This window comes from Legionella qingyii (assembly GCF_003184185.1).
Genome location: NZ_QHJG01000035.1, coordinates 35288 through 51958, shown reverse-complemented (window position 1 = coordinate 51958; position 16671 = coordinate 35288). Strand labels below are relative to the sequence as shown.

The following is a 16671-nucleotide window of genomic DNA, read 5'->3' as shown; positions in this document are numbered from 1 at the left end:
TGCATATTTAAATGCAATTACTGGCCATGGTGTACATGTTGTTACTGTGAATGATTATCTTGCTAAACGTGACAGTCAATGGATGAAGCCTATATTTGAATTTTTGGGGTTAACTGTGGGTGTGATTTATCCCGATATGTCCCATTCAGCAAAACAAGAAGCGTATCGGTGCGATATTGTTTATGGAACGAACAATGAGTACGGCTTTGATTATTTACGCGATAATATGGCATTTAGTCTTGAAGACAAGGTACAACGAGAGTTGAATTTTGCTATAGTGGACGAAGTAGACTCCATTCTTATTGATGAGGCACGTACACCTCTCATTATTTCGGGTGCGGCTGAAGATAGTTCTGAACTTTACATCAAAATCAATACATTGATTCCCCATTTGAAGAAACAAGAGGAAGAGGGTGGTGAAGGGGATTATACTGTCGATGAGAAGCAAAAGCAGGCACATCTTACTGATATAGGCCATCAACATATAGAAGAGTTACTGGTTAAAGCAAAACTTCTGGATCAGGGTGAGAGCTTATATCATGCTAGCAACATTATGTTAATGCATCACGTAAATGCAGCATTAAAGGCCCATGCTATGTTTCATCGCGATGTCGATTATATCGTGAAGGATGGACAGGTTATTATTGTTGACGAACATACTGGTCGAACAATGCCTGGTCGGCGATGGTCTGAAGGCTTACATCAGGCCGTTGAAGCTAAAGAAGGTGTTTCGATTCAAAATGAAAACCAGACTCTTGCTTCAATTACATTCCAGAATTTTTTCCGTATGTATAATAAATTGTCGGGCATGACTGGAACCGCTGACACAGAAGCTTACGAATTACAGCAAATCTATAATCTTGATGTAGTTGTAATTCCAACCAATAAACCTATGGTGCGAAAAGACGAGTCGGATCTGGTTTATTTAACACAGAAAGATAAATTCGAGGCCGTTATAGCGGACATCCGTGAGTGTATTGCTCGCAAACAACCTGTCCTTGTGGGTACTGTTTCGATTGAAGCATCTGAGTTTTTAAGTCAACTTCTTAAAAAAGAAAATATTAAACATCAAGTACTTAATGCCAAATTCCATGAAAAAGAGGCGCAAATTATTGCTGAAGCAGGTCGCCCAGGTGCAGTAACTATTGCTACAAATATGGCTGGACGAGGAACGGATATTGTTCTTGGTGGAAGCATGTCTGCTGATTTAGCGCAACTGCCTGAAACTGCAAGCGCTGAAGAAATCGACGCTGTAAAACAGTTATGGCAGAAACGTCATGATGAAGTAATTGCGGCAGGTGGATTAAGAATTATAGGTTCAGAACGACATGAGTCGCGTCGAATCGATAATCAGTTGCGGGGACGCTCAGGCCGTCAGGGTGATGTGGGGAGCAGTCGCTTCTACTTATCTCTTGAAGATAATTTAATGCGAATATTTGCTTCAGAGCGTGTTGCGTCGATGATGCGTCGTTTGGGAATGAAGCCAGGGGAACCGATTGAACATAGTTTAGTAACCAAAGCAATTGAGAATGCTCAACGGAAACTTGAGGGGCATCATTTTGATGTGAGAAAGCAGTTGTTGGATTACGACAATGTGGCTAATGATCAAAGACAGGTTATCTATACGCAACGAGCCTCAATCATGGCTATGACAGATACTGAAGAAGTGGTCAATATTATGAGAGAGGAAGTCATATCAAATCTTGTTGATACTTATATTCCTCCACAAAGTCTGGAAGATCAATGGGATCCAAAATCTTTAAGTGAAGTGTTGACTGATGAGTTCAAACTTAAGGCTCCTGTGCTTGAATGGATTGAAGCAGATCATCATATTCAACCAGAACAAATAAAAGATAAAATTCTTGACATTTCAGCTAAGAAATATGATGAAAAAGTAAAACAGGCTGGCAGAGCCACGATGTCTCAGTTTGAAAAATCAGTGATTTTGCAAACTTTAGATAATCAATGGCGTGAACACTTAGCTGTAATGGATCAATTACGTCAAGGAATTCATTTGCGCGGCTATGCACAAAAAGATCCAAAGCAAGAGTATAAAAAAGAAGCCTTCGCCTTGTTTACTACCATGCTTGATAATTTAAAGTATGATGTAATTCGTTTGATTTCTTCAGTTGAAATTCAAACTGAAGAAGATGTTAACGCAGTTGAAGAGCAACGACGTGCTGAGCAAGTGAGTAAGATGAGCTTACAACACGGTAATTATGTTGATGAAAATGAAGAAGAGACGACTCAAACATACAGAAGACATGAGAAGAAAATCGGTCGAAACGATCCTTGTCCATGTGGTTCGGGTAAAAAATATAAAACATGTCATGGAAGCTTGGCTTGAGCATTGAAGTTGCTGTAGCGGTTATTGTTGATGAACAGCAGCGTATCTTGATTACCCAACGTCCTTTTAATGTTCCTCATGGAGGATGTTGGGAGTTTCCTGGCGGTAAGTTGGAGGCTGATGAGCCTTCAGGATCCGCACTGATTCGAGAAATCAAGGAAGAGGTTGGATTAGATGTTTTACAATACAAATTATTGAGTGAAATTAATCATCAATATTCTGATAAAGAAGTAAAATTAATTATTTTTCTTGTAAGCCAATTTGCTGGTGCTCCTTCATGCCTGGAAGGGCAATTGGCCATGAAGTGGGTTTATCCGCATGAGTTAAATCACGAACATTTCCCTGAAGCCAATCGGAAAGTAATTGCAATGGTACAGAACTATTTATGTTGTAATGAATCTTTATAAAAGGCTGTCGCTTGGGTGAATGGATGCACTTATTTTGGTAAAGCTATTTAGTTTACATATACAAAATAGATTTCGATTTTTATAATGAGGTTGAAAAACCGAGTTTTTTAAAGATGAATTATAGAGTAGAGCTAGTTGTTGAAGTAATATTAACAAACCAACCTTTGTCCAGGAACGATCTGGCTAACACCTGCCTTATAACCTTTGCTTATTCAAATTATAACATGAGTCTTCAAATGCAAATCCTTTAGCTAGGGCGTGACCTCGAATTAATGCTTGCTGGCTAAGGTGCACTAATTGTTAGATAAGCTTTCTAAAATAAAAGTAAATTAATTTAACTTTTATGCTAATATTTGATTATCTAGATTCGTTTTTGATCATTACTTTGGTGTGATAAATGTTCATGACGACTTAAGGGAGTAATTATCAAATGTTAAACGAAAATCCCATCGAGTTTAAATCTGAAAGTGGTGCTGTGTATACGGTTAAGGAATTGAATGAATGCATTGATACATATGGGTATCTCTATGATTTTAAGAGTCCACAATTATCATTGCAGCAGATCAGGCCATTTTCGGCTAAAGATATTAATCAAATACTAGCAATTGAGGATGTTTACATAAACTATAAAAGAAATGTTGAAGAAAGAATGGGATTGAGTGTTCTTAAAAGTAGCAAAATTCAGGGGGATACATTGCAACTCATGTTGAATTTACTTACTGCTTTCGAAAAGGGAGCTGAAGAACGTGGTGGTTTAAGTATGTTTTTAGTATCAAGTGATTTTGCACCTGCCCTTGCAGAACCATTAGAAGCTCTTTACACTCACTTAGAAAAATACCCGGAGGAAAAGGATGCTTTGCGGTATATTTCCAACTCATTTCTTATAGACCAAGATAACTTTGTTACTTACCTAAGTCAAATTATAAATAATTACCAATGTTCTAGTTTATTTCCATTTCAAGTATCTACGATGCTTTCAGTTGTGTTAAGCCACAACTTATATTTACTTAATGGACATCGAAGAGAGCTTTCTAATGAAGAAAATGAAAGTGAAAAAACGGCTCAGAGACAGGCCTTTTTTGATAGAAAACCAATGACTAATTATATGGGTATTCAAATTACGGGTTTGACAACGTCTGATTATCAGACTGAAAAGGTAATTATGAAACTAGTTAGTTATCTAGATAATTTACATATTACCTGTAAAGACATTCCTGAGATTTCTCTGGTACGTAATCAACTACTAATTACTACTAAACAAGACCGAGAATTTAAGACGGAACTAAGGGATAAAACTCTTGAAAAAGGTCTGGATATAACCGTTAATAATGTTGCTGGACACTATCAATTCTATATTCCCGATATAAATGTACTAGATAAAAAATTGTCTAATGTCGAAATAAAAACAAGGGAAATGAATTCAATATATAAAAATATATAGTGGGCAATTGGGTGCTTATTGGCTTTAAATTTTTGGCTAAATAAAATCAAGATATAATGGAGCGTGATCTGAGACTTCATCTTCCATAACAGTGAATTCATTAACAATAATATCCGGTGAAGTCAGAATATAATCTGCAAATTTTTCTTCCTTTTTGTAATAACTTGTTCTTGTTGAGCTAACATTATTATTTTTTATTAAATTATTCATCCTTTGCTCTAGGATATGCATGCTTTTCGTGTCAGGTCTTAAGTTAAAGTCACCACATAATATTTTAGGTGTATTAATGGTATCCATAAAATGTCGAATACGTTGTGATTGATTGATTCGCTCCGGAGTGTCATTTTTACCTTGACCATTCCAGAGTCCATGAACATTAAGTATGGAGTAAGTTTTTTTATCTACTTCACATTCGACCCATTGCAAATTTCTAGGGTGATTTAATCCTATTCCTGGATAATGTTGTTTTTGATGAATATTTATATCTCCTTCTCCTAATATATCGATGTTATTTTTCAATAACATTGCAATTCCATAAATGTTTTCGACAGCAGGTTTAAAAATGGAAAAATGATTAGGAAGGAGCTGCTGCAGATCAGAAAAAATATTTAGACTAAGTTCTCTATCTTCTTCGGTTACAGTACGATGAGCGTTGTAATATACCTCCTGAAAACAAAAAATATCAATATCACGATGTTTATTGATAAAGTCTAATAAAGGGCCTCGTATGCGGCCTCCCCATAAATTTAAAGTAATTAATTTCATTGATTTTGAATTCCTTTTTCCTTCATTTGAAAAAAATTGACAAAGCTCGGGCTTTCTATTGCTGGTACAGGGATAAGTATCGGTCACATGATATTTTTTGACTTCCGGAGGTATTTATCATGTAAATCATTAACTGATTTAGTTAATTCGTCAATATTCATGTAGTTATCTATTATATCATCTGCGTTTCCTAAGCGAATATTAATATTCGGCTGAGCAGATAAAATTGCCTGGGCTTGTTCTTTACTGCATTGATCCCGTTGCATTAATCGGGCTATTTGTATTTCTTTTGGTGCACAGACAAGCAAAATTCTATTGATATAAGGATATGCTTGTTTCGTAATCAGTAAAGGGATTTCTACCATACAATAAGGTGTCGTGCAGGTATCAACTCTTTTTTTTATTTCTTGTCGGATAAGCGGATGTAAGAGTCCCTCAAGCCAGTCTCTCTCTTTATGATTAGAAAATATTATTTCTCTTAGTTTGCTACGATCCAACTCGTTATCTTGTTTTAGAACCTTATGGCCAAAATGTTCCAAAATTTTACTATAAGCAAGTTCATTCTTTTGGGTCAGCTCTCTTGATATTTTGTCGGCATAAATTACATCAATACCAAGTTTTGAAAAAAGTTCAGCAACAGTAGTTTTCCCACTCGCTATATCGCCTGTTAATCCCACACAATAAACCATATTGTTTAAATCTCATTCTTATTAATACAGGTTACTACATTAATATAACATGTAGAAGGTACGGGACTTTTATGTTTGCAATATGCTTGGGCCGCTAATGCTGCATCATCACGATTAGGATAGTGATTACTATTCCATCTCATGGCTTCTCTATCAAAAGCAGTACATTGCCACATGGGTGTTACATTAGTGCCATGAATAAATCGGACGCAACTGGCATTAGATGTTTTACACGTAGCGGGTTTGTTGCTGTTTTTTTTGCATTCTGAGTAAGAAAGATTTAAAGAAATTTTTTGGTAAGTACTTTGAGAAGTCCATTTTGTGTGGGTTTCATCGTGAGTTGAACATTGCCAATAATTACCTTCTGTGTTTATTAGTTCAGCAAAACTTGAACCTGAGATACCTAGAACAAGAAAAAAACAATATCTTATATACTTATTCATTTTTTTTTTCTCCTTGAAGCAGTTCGATTAACTGTTCTACATGTAAAGCTTTAGAAAAATACCAGCCTTGCATAAGCCGAACCCCGTTTTGTAATAAATAATTTAATTGTTCTTCTGTTTCTACTCCTTCTGCAATAATCGTTAAATTAATTTTTTTGGCTAAATGAATAATCGCATCATTTAATGTTTCTGCAACAGCTTTTGTACCAATAGCATGAATGAATAATTTGTCGATTTTAAGGAAATTGAAAGGATAGTGTTGCAAATAACTGATACTCGAATGTCCCGTTCCATAATCGTCTATAGCTAATGAATACCCAATATCTCTGAGCTCTTTTAATCTGTTGAAATATATTTCATTATTCATATCAAGTAAATTACGCTCTGTTATTTCAAATAATATTTGTTTAGGTGAAATAGCATATTGGAGCATTAGCGTATAAAATTGAGGAAAAAATTGACTATCAGTGAAATGTAGGGCACAAATATTAAATGCAAGATGAAAATTATGTTGGGTATCCAAGATATTTTTAGATTCTTTAAATGCTATTTCAATAATTTGCAGGGTAATGGGGACAATTAAGCCAGTATCTTCAGCTTCCTCGATAAACAGATCTGGCATTATTATTTGATTACCATGATCTTGCCATCTTAATAAAACTTCTGCTCCAGTATAGGTATTGTATTGCGTGTTAAATAATGGTTGATATACAGGGTAAAATTGTTCACTTTTAATAGCCTGTTTTATCGCACCGTGTAATGAATAATATTTATTAAATTTATTTTTAATCAAAAAATATAAAGAAATCGAAAATACTAAAATATCAAGAATGAGCAGGATTTGATTATACCAGAGCTTGTTAATTGAAGTTTGATCGGGTCCTTCCACAGTAAGCACAATACCATCAAGGCTATTTAATTTGATACTAGCAAATATTCTTTCTCCTGCAATGGGAAATTTATCTATCCAGGAATTAATTGCAGGTTTTCTAATCTGAATAATTTCTTTTTTCTGATTCACATCGTATAACGTAGTTGTATTTATCCCGCTCTCTGGATTATTCAATTCATTTTGGAGTACTGGGGACAAGACAATCATTTCTATGTTAAAGATACCTATTTTTTTTTGAATTACATAGATGGGATCAACAAACATAGGTATTTTTAGCGGTCCTATAATTGACTGATTGATATCGTGATTTAGATGAAATGTTTGATTTTGTGGTAATGTGGAGCATGTAATCTGGTGCTTTTGATCATGAATTGCTAATCCAGAGATTTGAGGATGATTGATTACGATATGTTGTAAATAAGGATTGAAATCATCCTTGCAATTTAGATTATTCTTTTGATATGCAGGTATTTTGTATAGTTCATTAAAAACGTCATTGATAAAAACATCAATATCTTGAGCTCGTTTATGGGTTATATCTGTAATAAAATTAAAAGAGTTTGCAACACTGTTATGCCAATAAATATAAGAAAACGTTAAAAGTAAAAAAATGGTGAAAAATATCCAGAATAACCTCAATCTCTTGTAGACAATAAATACCATGTTTCTGAATATTTTTCGCATGATTTACGGCGTTACATAGGCTCCCTTTATAGAGTGTAGTGTTATTTCCGCTAATTTCCCAATTACTTCATGATTCGTATTTAATGGAGGAAGCCAGTAAAGGGTTTTACCTATAGGTCTTATTAAGGCGCCATGGTTTAGTGCTTGCTGATAAACCTTATTACCTATTCGGTGATGTTCAGTACCCTCGAGATCTGCTGCGACGACGGCTCCAATTCCTCGGACATTACTTAATTTACCAGAGAGTTTGGCTACTTCTGTTAAGGCCGTAAACATATATTTACCCAGATTTTGAGCGTGCTCGATTATTTTTTCTTCACGCATGACACGAATGGTTGCCAATGCGGCGCTGACTGCGAGGGCATTTCCACTATATGTATGTGAATGTAAGAAGGACTTTCCACTTTCATAATCTGCATAAAAAAGATCAAAGATGGAGCTGTCGATCATCACGCAGCTTAGAGGAATAGACCCTGAAGTTAATCCCTTGGATAAACAAATGAGATCCGATTCAACATCAGCATGGTGTGAAGCTAACCATTTACCTGTTCGCCCCATGCCAGTCATTATTTCATCGGTAATAAGATAAATATTTTTGCTTTTAGCCCAGGACGATAGTCTTTTAAGGAAATCGGGACTGTAACATAACATCCCACCTGCACCTTGAACTAGGGGTTCTACTACTATGGCACAGACTTTATTACTAATCGCCTCTAATTTATTTTCTAAAATTGACCAATATGTATCGCAATTACTCCATAAAGAATCCTCTTTGCCAGAAATATAAGGAATATCCTCAATATAATGACAGCTAAGAGAAAATGATTTATAGGGTTCTTTATAAAGACCTAAATCACTGATGCTCATTGTACCTAGTGTTTCCCCATGATATCCGTTCTTAAGTGCAATAAACTGATTTCTATCTGTATAGCCTTTGATTTGATTGGCATGGATTGCTAGTTTCATCGCAATTTCAACAGCGCTGGAGCCATCACTGGCGAAGAATACATGTTGCTTTTTAGTAATTTGAGCTAACTCTTCAGCTAACTCTACAAGTTGTGGATTTGTGGTATTTGCTGTAATGACATGTTCAAAGCGATTCATTTGATCTTTTATTGCACCAATAATAGCAGGATGGCCGTGACCTAAAGATTTACACCACCAACTGGAGATGGCATCAATCAGTGGACCTTTATTGGTATAGAGGTAACTACCATGAGCTTTTTCAATAACCAACGGAGGGCATGATTCAAAATCTTTCATTTGCGTGCAAGGGTGCCAAAAATGCTTTAAATCTCTACTGATTAATCGATTTATGTTGACCATTTTAAAAATTTTGGTTGACAAGATGAGGCGGAACTTTATCATGTCCGTTACTTAAATAAAATGAAAACAATACAAAATGTAGGGAAGTTAGACTTTCGCTTCGTTTAACATCCTTGATTAGGAGGAAACCTGTTGTGACTCAAGATAAGAAGCACTGGTCTGTTTCTGAAATTAAAGCTCTTTATGAACAACCATTTAATGATCTTTTACATCAAGCGCATGTGGTACATAGAGAATATCATCAACCTAATTCGTTACAATTTGCTACATTATTAAGTATTAAAACAGGGGCTTGTCCTGAGGACTGTGGTTATTGTTCTCAAAGTGGACATCATAAAACTCATGTTGAAAAAGAAAAGTTAATGTCGGTTGCTGATGTTTTAAAAGCCGCTCAGGAAGCAAAAGAAGGTGGCGCCAAACGTTTTTGTATGGGGGCAGCCTGGCGATGTCCACCTGATAAGGCCATGAGTGAGTTACAAGAAATGATTAAGGGAGTTAAGTCATTAGGTCTAGAAACCTGTATGACTTTGGGCATGTTGAATCAAGAACAGGCTGCCAGTTTAAAGGAAGCTGGTTTGGATTATTATAATCACAATATTGACACTTCACCTTCTTATTATGAAAAAGTAGTTACAACACGTAAATTTAGTGATCGTTTAGATACATTAAATAATGTTCGATCAGCTGGAATTAATGTCTGTTGCGGCGGTATTTTGGGCTTGGGTGAAACACGTGAAGACCGAATTGAATTTTTATTAACTTTAGCAAATATGGAAACACCTCCTGAAAGCGTTCCAATTAATCGTTTAATACCTGTAGAGGGAACACCTCTTGCAAAAGCGCAACCAGTAGAAGGGATCGAGTTAGTTCGTACAATTGCTACCGCCAGAATCCTAATGCCGCAAAGCGTCATTCGACTAACAGCTGGAAGGACGGAAATGAGTGATGAATTACAGGCCCTTTGTTTCTTTGCAGGTGCGAATTCAGTATTTCTTGGTGATAAGTTATTAACTGAAGAAAATCCACAGCGTGCTAAAGATAAGGTTCTTTTTAATAAGCTTGGTCTAACTGAGATGGTTTAAATGCCTCTAACTCATAAGATTAGGAATTATACTAACCAGCTGGCAGATGAAGGTTTATTAAGAACTAGGTTCGTGTCAGCTGAGGATTCCTCGTTAATTCATTTTGATAGCAATGATTATTTATCACTAGCAAGAGATAAACGTATTTCTGAAGGATACCAACGAGGATATGCTCTGTACCCTAGTGGTAGTGGGGCTTCGATGTTGCTGAGTGGATATCACCCCAATCACCGAGCTGTTGAAGAGGCATTCTCCAATTTATTGGCCGTAGACGATTGTATTTTATTTTCTTCGGGATATGCGGCAAATCTTGCCGTTACAGCATTACTTGGAAGGTTAAAAGTTCATTGTTTTATTGATAAAGAAATTCATGCCTCAATTTATGATGGCTTAGTTTTATCGCAGGTAAACTATACGCGTTATTTGCATAATAATTTAGATGATTTAAGTCGTAAATTTACCTTGGATTTTAAGAATTCAGCTTTAATCACTGAAGGTATTTTTAGCATGAGTGGCCAATTGTCTCCATTGGCAAAACTATCTTCTCTTTGCAATGCGAATGATGGTGCACTTTTGGTTGATGAGGCGCATTCTTTTGGTGTTCTTGGCAATCAGGGAAGGGGGGCAACGGCCTATCATGGGCTAACTCAAAATGAAGTTCCATTACGAATAATTCCTTTAGGAAAAGCTTATGCGGCACAAGGCGCCCTTGTTGCAGGCAAAGCAGACTGGATCTATGCTTTGTTACAAGCAGGACGCTCCATTATTTATTCAACAGCAGTTAGCCCTGCTTTAAGTTATGGCTTATTGAATACATTGGAATTTGTAGTCAATGCCGAAGATAGGCGCTCTAAACTAGCACAACTAATATCTTTATTTAGATCATACGTGAAACAATCGCCTTTAAACTGGGCTGATTCTATGAGTCCAATTCAACAACTCCAATTAGGATGTCCACATTTAGCTTTGCATTATGCTCGCGAGTTGAAGAAAAAGGGGATAAGCTGCTGTGCTATAAGAAAACCCACTGTGAGTGTCAAAGCCTCTGGATTACGTATCATTTTGAATTACAATCATACTCCCGAACAGATTCGTGAGTTATTTAATCAGATAAGTGTAATGTATGAACATAAGCATCCATAGTTACGGAGAAGGATATCCTCTTATTTTTTTTCATGGATGGGGATTCGACAGCCAGGTCTGGTCACCATTAATACCTAAGCTCCTCATGGATTATCAACTGATATTCGTTGATTTGCCAGGATTTGGTCATAGCCCAATCATGGATTGGGATAAATTTAAAACTCTCTTGGTCAACCAGTTACCCGAAAAATTTGCATTAATAGGTTGGTCTATGGGGGGATTATATGCAATGCGTTTTGCAGTAGAAGAACCTGATAGGGTAGGTTATCTTATTAATGTGACTTCATCCCCTCGATTTTTATATACCGATCTGTGGCCAGGTGTTTCTGATGAAGTTTTTAAAAAATTTTATAAGAAATTATCAAAAGATCCACATGCTACATTAAAAGAATTTTTAGAGCTCAATGGAATAAAATCTAATGAAGAGTTACATCATCTGCCTCATAAATTGCCATCTGCAGAAGGCTTGGAATCTGGTCTTAAGATTTTAGAAACTTGGGATTTGCGTGAACAATTAAAGCAGTTTAACAAGCCAACCTGCTTTATATTTGGTCGACTTGATCCGATTGTGCCAATTAAAGCAATGAACTCCATGCAATTGGCCTATCCTGAAGCTCATTATGTGTTATATAAGCGAGCTGCCCACATGCCATTTTTATCACATGCAGACTTATTTATTGACGAAGTACGAGGATTTATTAAATGAAGCATTTTTTTATCACTGGTACTGACACGGATTGTGGTAAAACCTATGTTACAGCACGTTTGGCAAATCATTTTTCGGCTTCAGCTGCAATTAAACCTGTAGCAAGTGGATGCATGGAAATAGAAGGTAAACTGGTTAGTAGTGATGCACAATATATACAAAAAAATAGTATCAATTTGGATGTAATCAATCCTTGGCGATTTAAGATGCCTGTATCGCCTCATATTGCTGCATATTGTGAGGGAGGTTACTTGTCCATTGATGAAATTGCGGATTATTGTCTTAATTTGCAACTGGATGGTATCGAAACGTTATTCATTGAAGGTGCTGGTGGATTAATGGTTCCATTAAATGATCATGAAACTTGGATTGATTTTTTGCGGATTACAAAAATACCTGTTATTTTAGTAGTTGGCATGAAATTGGGTTGCATTAATCATGCTTTGTTAACAGAAATGGTTTTACGCACAAATAATATTCAATGTATGGGGTGGATTGCCAACTGCATTGATCCAGCTATGCAGGCCTTATCTGCTAATATTGATACATTAAACCAAAAACTTAATTCTCCTCTTTTAGCAAGAGTGCCTTTTGGCGGTGAACTTAATATGATTGGTTCCTTTCTTGATTGATTATTAGCTTCTTGAGTTGGATATCGTTTTTTAATCTTATACTTGTCGTTTCAATATCACTATTGTATTTTAATGAAGAATTCATTTAATGGAAGGGAAAACCATGTTTACACGAGATAAGTTGATGCAATCAGTAATGACTGCTTTTTTTGTTCTTGTTGCAACTGGAAGTTCAGCAGCAGATAACAATGACACTATTGCTGCAACTGAAAAATGCTATGGAATTGCTAAAAAAGGGATGAATGACTGTGCTACGGCAACTGCTTCATGTGCTTCTTCTGCTACTAAAGACAAGCAGAAAGATGCCTTTATTTTGTTACCTAAAGGACTCTGTGAACGAATTGTTGGGGGTAATCTCAAACCCGAGTAAAAATTTAATATATAATTGATTTAAACTGATATTAAAATAAGGAAATTAATTATGAAGCAAACCCTAGGAAGCTCGCTCTCATCATTGCTTATCGCAATTACTTTTTCTACTCCAATATTTGCTGCCTCTGAAACGTATACTTTGGATAAAAATCATACTTATATTTTATGGAGTGCTGAACACTTGGGTTTCACAACTCAATATGGCAAATGGTATGCAACGGGACAGCTAGTTCTTGATAAAGACAATCCAAGTCAAAGTAAAATTAATGTGACAATTGATGTTAAGGATATGATTACGGGTATTCCTGAGCTTGATAAACATTTAAAAAGTAATTTGTTTTTTGACGCTGAGCATTATCCTACAGCAACCTTTGTTAGTAATAAAGTAACGCCTCAAGGTGATAATAAAGCAACAGTTGATGGCACCTTAACTTTACGTGGGGTAAGCAAACCAGTGGTGTTACAAGTTACCTTAAATAAAGAGGGGATGAATCCAATTAGTAATAAGATGTCTGTTGGTTTTACAGCCACAGGCTCTATAAATCGTTCCGATTTCGGAATCAATGCATTCTTGCCCGCTGTGAGCGATAAAGTGAATCTTTCTATTGGAGCTGAGGCTTATCTAGATCAGAATACAAAACCAGATCAAGATAAAGAACAGGCACAGGGTAAAAAATAGGATATTTCATGCAAATCAAAAACAGCTCAACTCATTTTGGCATCATTGCGATAGTATTTCATTGGGTAATTGCTTTATTAATAATAGGGCTATTGGCACTAGGTTTGTATATGGTTTCTATGCCCTGGAGTGCCCAAAGACTGAAATTTTATGGCTGGCATAAAGAGTATGGTTTTTTAGTCCTGTTTTTAGCTATTTTAAGAATCATTTGGCGCTTAGCGAATGAAAGTCCTGAACTGGCTTTACCTTGGCTTGAAAAAATTGCTGCACGCAGCATGCACTGGGCATTTTATGTATTTATGTTTGCTATGCCAATTACTGGGTGGTTAATTACCTCAGCAGCAGGGTTGCCTGCATCATTTTTTGGATTATTTACCCTACCTAATCTTATAGCGCCTGATGAAAGCAAACGTGTCTTATTTGAATGGGTTCATGAGTGGTTAGGTTATGCTCTTATTGCGGCAATTTGTATGCATGCAGCTGCTGCTCTAAAACATCATTTTATCAATAAGGATGATATATTACGGAGAATGTTCCCATGAAAATGATTAAGTATTTTTTCTTTCTTTTGTTTTTGAGTAGTGTCAATGCGAATTCGGCTGCTTTACCTGAATGGACACTTGTTCCCAATGAAAGCAGTATAAGTTTTACTGCAACACAAAATAATGCACCTGTTACTGGCTCATTTAAAGAGTTTACGGCAAAAATAGTTGCAGACCCCCAAAATTATCAAAACAGCAGTGTGGATGTAGTTGTGAACATGAATTCACTAACAACTTCATATGCGGAAATTTCGTCAATATTACTCAGTTCAGACTGGTTTAATGCTAAAGAGTTTCCTAGGGCTGAGTTTAAGTCGACTAAATTCACTAAAAAGGATGATAAAAATTATGAAGCTATTGGGATATTAACCATAAAAAATAAATCGGTGCCAGTAACACTTACTTTTACTGCTACAGAGTCACCTAAAGATCATCTGGTTGTTGAAGGGCATACGAACCTAAAACGACTTTATTTTGGTATTGGACAAGGTGATTGGTCGAGTACTAGTGAAATAAAAGATGAGGTAACCGTAAACTTTAAAGCGGTTGCTACGCATAAACAATAATTACGTTAAAGTTATTTGTTATATATCATATACAGGAGGTAACCTTGGAGTCCAAATTAGAAAATAAAGTAGTTATTTTTTCATCTATAACTGATGCTGGAAAAGCTTATTCAATACTCGAGAAAGAGGGAGCCCCCAATAAATTGGATAAGGAGGTATGGCTCTTGCGGGAAAGCTCTATCCCAGGACTATTAACCATTAGTTTTTTTAGCAGTGAACATAACGATTTTGTCCATCGGAGACTAGGCTTCGTGGGAGGGGAATGGAAGTTCGGACCACAGGAATATCATAAAGCTCAAGAATTTTCAAAACATGCTGAAGTTGCTTTTAGCAAGTCTCTTCCTGAAAAATCTCTTGATAGTTTAGTTAAATTATTAACTGATCATGGTTTCGATATTTGTAATCAAGTGACTCCCAAGCATAATGAGTCTTCTCAAAACGCCAAGTTAATAGCTTATACTGTTTCTGCATTTGCAGAATTATCAACAATAACGAATAGCTATACTACTGATCTTTAATTTGGACTAATTAACGAAGTAATCTATTGTTCAAATCTATTTCTTATCTTCAAAACTAACGTCAGTCTCGAGACTATGAAATATTGTCTTATTCAAGTTTACCATTAAGAAGTGAGCGTAAATTTGAGTGAGACGGCGTCATGGACGCCTTCATTAATGCCAGTTGTAATATTCTGGGAGGTTTGGATATTAATATGTTCCTTTTTAAAAAAACCATGGCCATAACCGAAATCAACAGTGAGATGATTCATCATTTGATATCCCATGGAAAAACCAGTAACCAAACTGTCTCCAGGGCCAATTTGAAATCTCCCATTCGATGGCGACTGATTATATGTTCCTGCTACGCGAACTATCCACTTTGTCGAAACTTTATAGTTTGCCCCGAGGGTTAGAAGCCAACTGTTGTGAAAGTGATAATTAATGCGAGCCTTAGGGATGATAAAGACTTGGGAGGCCGCTTGAGTTGCAAAGTTATAGACAGAAACTTCTTTAAAAATATTCCATTGCAGGTATTGAACAGTTCCTAAAAAGCCTAATTTTTCATTGATAAAATGGCTTAATGTCGCAACACTTCTTGCTGGTGTCCAGTATTTAAAATGGTAATCATCCGAAGAAATGTACTGCAAACCAGATATTGTACTACTACCCTGTAAATTATAGGTCATTGAACTGCGATAATTAAAACCCAAGGCTGTTTTTTTACTGGGTTTAATTAGTATCCCAAAATCACCACCTAAACTGTTTGCTTGACTGTCATTCAAGCTTCTACTCTCGGGAATATTCAAACGAGCTATGCCGGCAGCAATAGGTTCTTGGATGAGATGAGCATAGGAAAAATTAATGTTTGCCCCTATGGAAAGATATTGATTAATTTTAATGCCAAGAGCGGGAATAAAATCAATATTATGCGTTTGATTGCGTGCAAGAATATAGCGAAGAATCGGTTGGTTATCCAATTCGCGATTAAAATCATTCGCAACGAATGCAAAACCCGCTACAAATCGTTCATTTATAGGGATGCTAAGATACATAGAAGGCAAGAAAAAATTGGATTTAGAAGTAGTTGATCCCGATTCAGTCCCCCCAAAAGGTATTTTTTGCGCAATCCCGCTGAACTCAAATTGCGCTCTTGCCAAGGTGCCTAGAAGGATAAGTTGTTGATGAGGTGAAATAGTTAATGCCGCCGGGTTGAAGTAAACGGCTGTGGCATCTTTTACTACAGCAGTTCCAATTGTTTGTTCAATAAAAGAGGCATGTAGTGGCGAACCTAAGAACAAAAAACCTATAATTAAGTACTTCCTTATATCAATTAAGCTAGCCATAAACCTTGAGGCGAGAATGGGAATATCTTTCAAGTTGTAAGAGTATTTTTTCATATAGTCAAGGAAGTTTTATTTTGCAAGGTTAATTCAAACCCAACAAGAGAGTTTGGCT

General features: G+C 36.1%; 18 protein-coding genes. 12 read left to right on the top strand and 6 right to left on the bottom strand.

The window, feature by feature from the left end; all coding sequences use genetic code 11:
* The 3 genes from secA to DGG96_RS17300 form a co-directional block, all read left to right on the top strand.
* On the top strand, positions 1–2347 hold a 2347-nt coding region (gene secA, locus DGG96_RS17310; protein WP_110143796.1), incomplete at its 5' end, for a preprotein translocase subunit SecA.
* Positions 2344–2754 carry an 8-oxo-dGTP diphosphatase MutT gene (gene mutT, locus DGG96_RS17305; RefSeq protein WP_110143795.1) on the top strand — a complete coding sequence of 137 codons (411 nt, stop codon included), beginning with the start codon at positions 2344–2346 and terminating at the stop codon, positions 2752–2754. The genes secA and mutT, both read left to right, overlap by 4 nt.
* Before the next feature lie 430 nt (positions 2755–3184).
* The gene (locus DGG96_RS17300; protein ID WP_110143794.1) at positions 3185–4195 is read left to right on the top strand and encodes a hypothetical protein; all 1011 of its coding nucleotides are present in this window, start codon (positions 3185–3187) and stop codon (positions 4193–4195) included.
* A 36-nt stretch (positions 4196–4231) separates the two neighbouring features.
* Here DGG96_RS17300 and DGG96_RS17295 read toward each other — a convergent pair whose 3' ends face one another.
* The 5 genes from DGG96_RS17295 to bioA all read right to left on the bottom strand — a co-directional run bounded on the left by DGG96_RS17295 (position 4232) and on the right by bioA (position 8994).
* Positions 4232–4960: an endonuclease/exonuclease/phosphatase family protein gene (locus DGG96_RS17295; RefSeq protein WP_110143793.1), complete on the bottom strand. Its 729-nt coding sequence runs from the start codon at positions 4958–4960 to the stop codon at positions 4232–4234.
* An 83-nt stretch (positions 4961–5043) separates the two neighbouring features.
* Positions 5044–5649 carry a dephospho-CoA kinase gene (coaE, locus tag DGG96_RS17290; RefSeq protein ID WP_110143792.1) on the bottom strand — a complete coding sequence of 202 codons (606 nt, stop codon included), beginning with the start codon at positions 5647–5649 and terminating at the stop codon, positions 5044–5046.
* Between the two features lie 5 nt (positions 5650–5654).
* Positions 5655–6092: a hypothetical protein gene (locus DGG96_RS17285; RefSeq protein ID WP_110143791.1), complete on the bottom strand. Its 438-nt coding sequence runs from the start codon at positions 6090–6092 to the stop codon at positions 5655–5657.
* Positions 6085–7668 carry an EAL domain-containing protein gene (locus DGG96_RS17280; protein WP_110143790.1) on the bottom strand — a complete coding sequence of 528 codons (1584 nt, stop codon included), beginning with the start codon at positions 7666–7668 and terminating at the stop codon, positions 6085–6087. The genes DGG96_RS17285 and DGG96_RS17280 overlap by 8 nt, the downstream gene beginning before the upstream one ends.
* A 3-nt stretch (positions 7669–7671) precedes the next feature.
* Positions 7672–8994 carry an adenosylmethionine--8-amino-7-oxononanoate transaminase gene (gene bioA / locus DGG96_RS17275; RefSeq protein ID WP_199742191.1) on the bottom strand — a complete coding sequence of 441 codons (1323 nt, stop codon included), beginning with the start codon at positions 8992–8994 and terminating at the stop codon, positions 7672–7674.
* Between the two features lie 134 nt (positions 8995–9128).
* On the opposite strand from bioA, the gene bioB reads away from it, so the two are divergent.
* The 9 genes from bioB to DGG96_RS17230 all read left to right on the top strand — a co-directional run bounded on the left by bioB (position 9129) and on the right by DGG96_RS17230 (position 15234).
* Positions 9129–10076: a biotin synthase BioB gene (gene bioB / locus DGG96_RS17270; RefSeq protein WP_110143788.1), complete on the top strand. Its 948-nt coding sequence runs from the start codon at positions 9129–9131 to the stop codon at positions 10074–10076.
* On the top strand, positions 10077–11219 hold the full coding sequence (locus DGG96_RS17265; RefSeq protein WP_110143787.1) for an aminotransferase class I/II-fold pyridoxal phosphate-dependent enzyme: 1143 nt from the start codon (positions 10077–10079) through the stop codon (positions 11217–11219). It begins immediately after the preceding gene.
* Positions 11200–11925 carry an alpha/beta fold hydrolase gene (locus DGG96_RS17260; protein ID WP_110143786.1) on the top strand — a complete coding sequence of 242 codons (726 nt, stop codon included), beginning with the start codon at positions 11200–11202 and terminating at the stop codon, positions 11923–11925. Before DGG96_RS17265 ends, DGG96_RS17260 begins: the two co-directional genes overlap by 20 nt.
* Positions 11922–12557 carry a dethiobiotin synthase gene (gene bioD, locus DGG96_RS17255; RefSeq protein ID WP_110143785.1) on the top strand — a complete coding sequence of 212 codons (636 nt, stop codon included), beginning with the start codon at positions 11922–11924 and terminating at the stop codon, positions 12555–12557. Before DGG96_RS17260 ends, bioD begins: the two co-directional genes overlap by 4 nt.
* Positions 12558–12660: 103 nt before the next feature.
* Positions 12661–12927, top strand: coding sequence for a BufA1 family periplasmic bufferin-type metallophore (locus tag DGG96_RS17250; RefSeq protein WP_110143799.1), 267 nt, complete (start codon positions 12661–12663; stop codon positions 12925–12927).
* 51 nt (positions 12928–12978) lie between these two features.
* A complete protein-coding gene (locus DGG96_RS17245) occupies positions 12979–13608 on the top strand; it encodes a YceI family protein (protein WP_110143784.1) in 630 nt (209 codons plus the stop codon).
* Between the two features lie 8 nt (positions 13609–13616).
* Complete coding sequence (locus DGG96_RS17240) at positions 13617–14150, top strand: cytochrome b (protein ID WP_110143783.1); 534 nt, start codon at positions 13617–13619, stop codon at positions 14148–14150.
* Positions 14147–14716 (top strand): YceI family protein, encoded by a 570-nt coding sequence (locus DGG96_RS17235; RefSeq protein ID WP_110143782.1) that lies wholly within the window; start codon positions 14147–14149, stop codon positions 14714–14716. The genes DGG96_RS17240 and DGG96_RS17235 overlap by 4 nt, the downstream gene beginning before the upstream one ends.
* 44 nt (positions 14717–14760) lie before the next feature.
* Positions 14761–15234, top strand: coding sequence for a hypothetical protein (locus tag DGG96_RS17230; protein WP_110143781.1), 474 nt, complete (start codon positions 14761–14763; stop codon positions 15232–15234).
* A 104-nt stretch (positions 15235–15338) separates the two neighbouring features.
* Here DGG96_RS17230 and DGG96_RS17225 read toward each other — a convergent pair whose 3' ends face one another.
* Positions 15339–16559, bottom strand: coding sequence for an OmpP1/FadL family transporter (locus DGG96_RS17225; RefSeq protein WP_110143780.1), 1221 nt, complete (start codon positions 16557–16559; stop codon positions 15339–15341).
* Between the last annotated feature and the right edge of the window lie 112 nt (positions 16560–16671).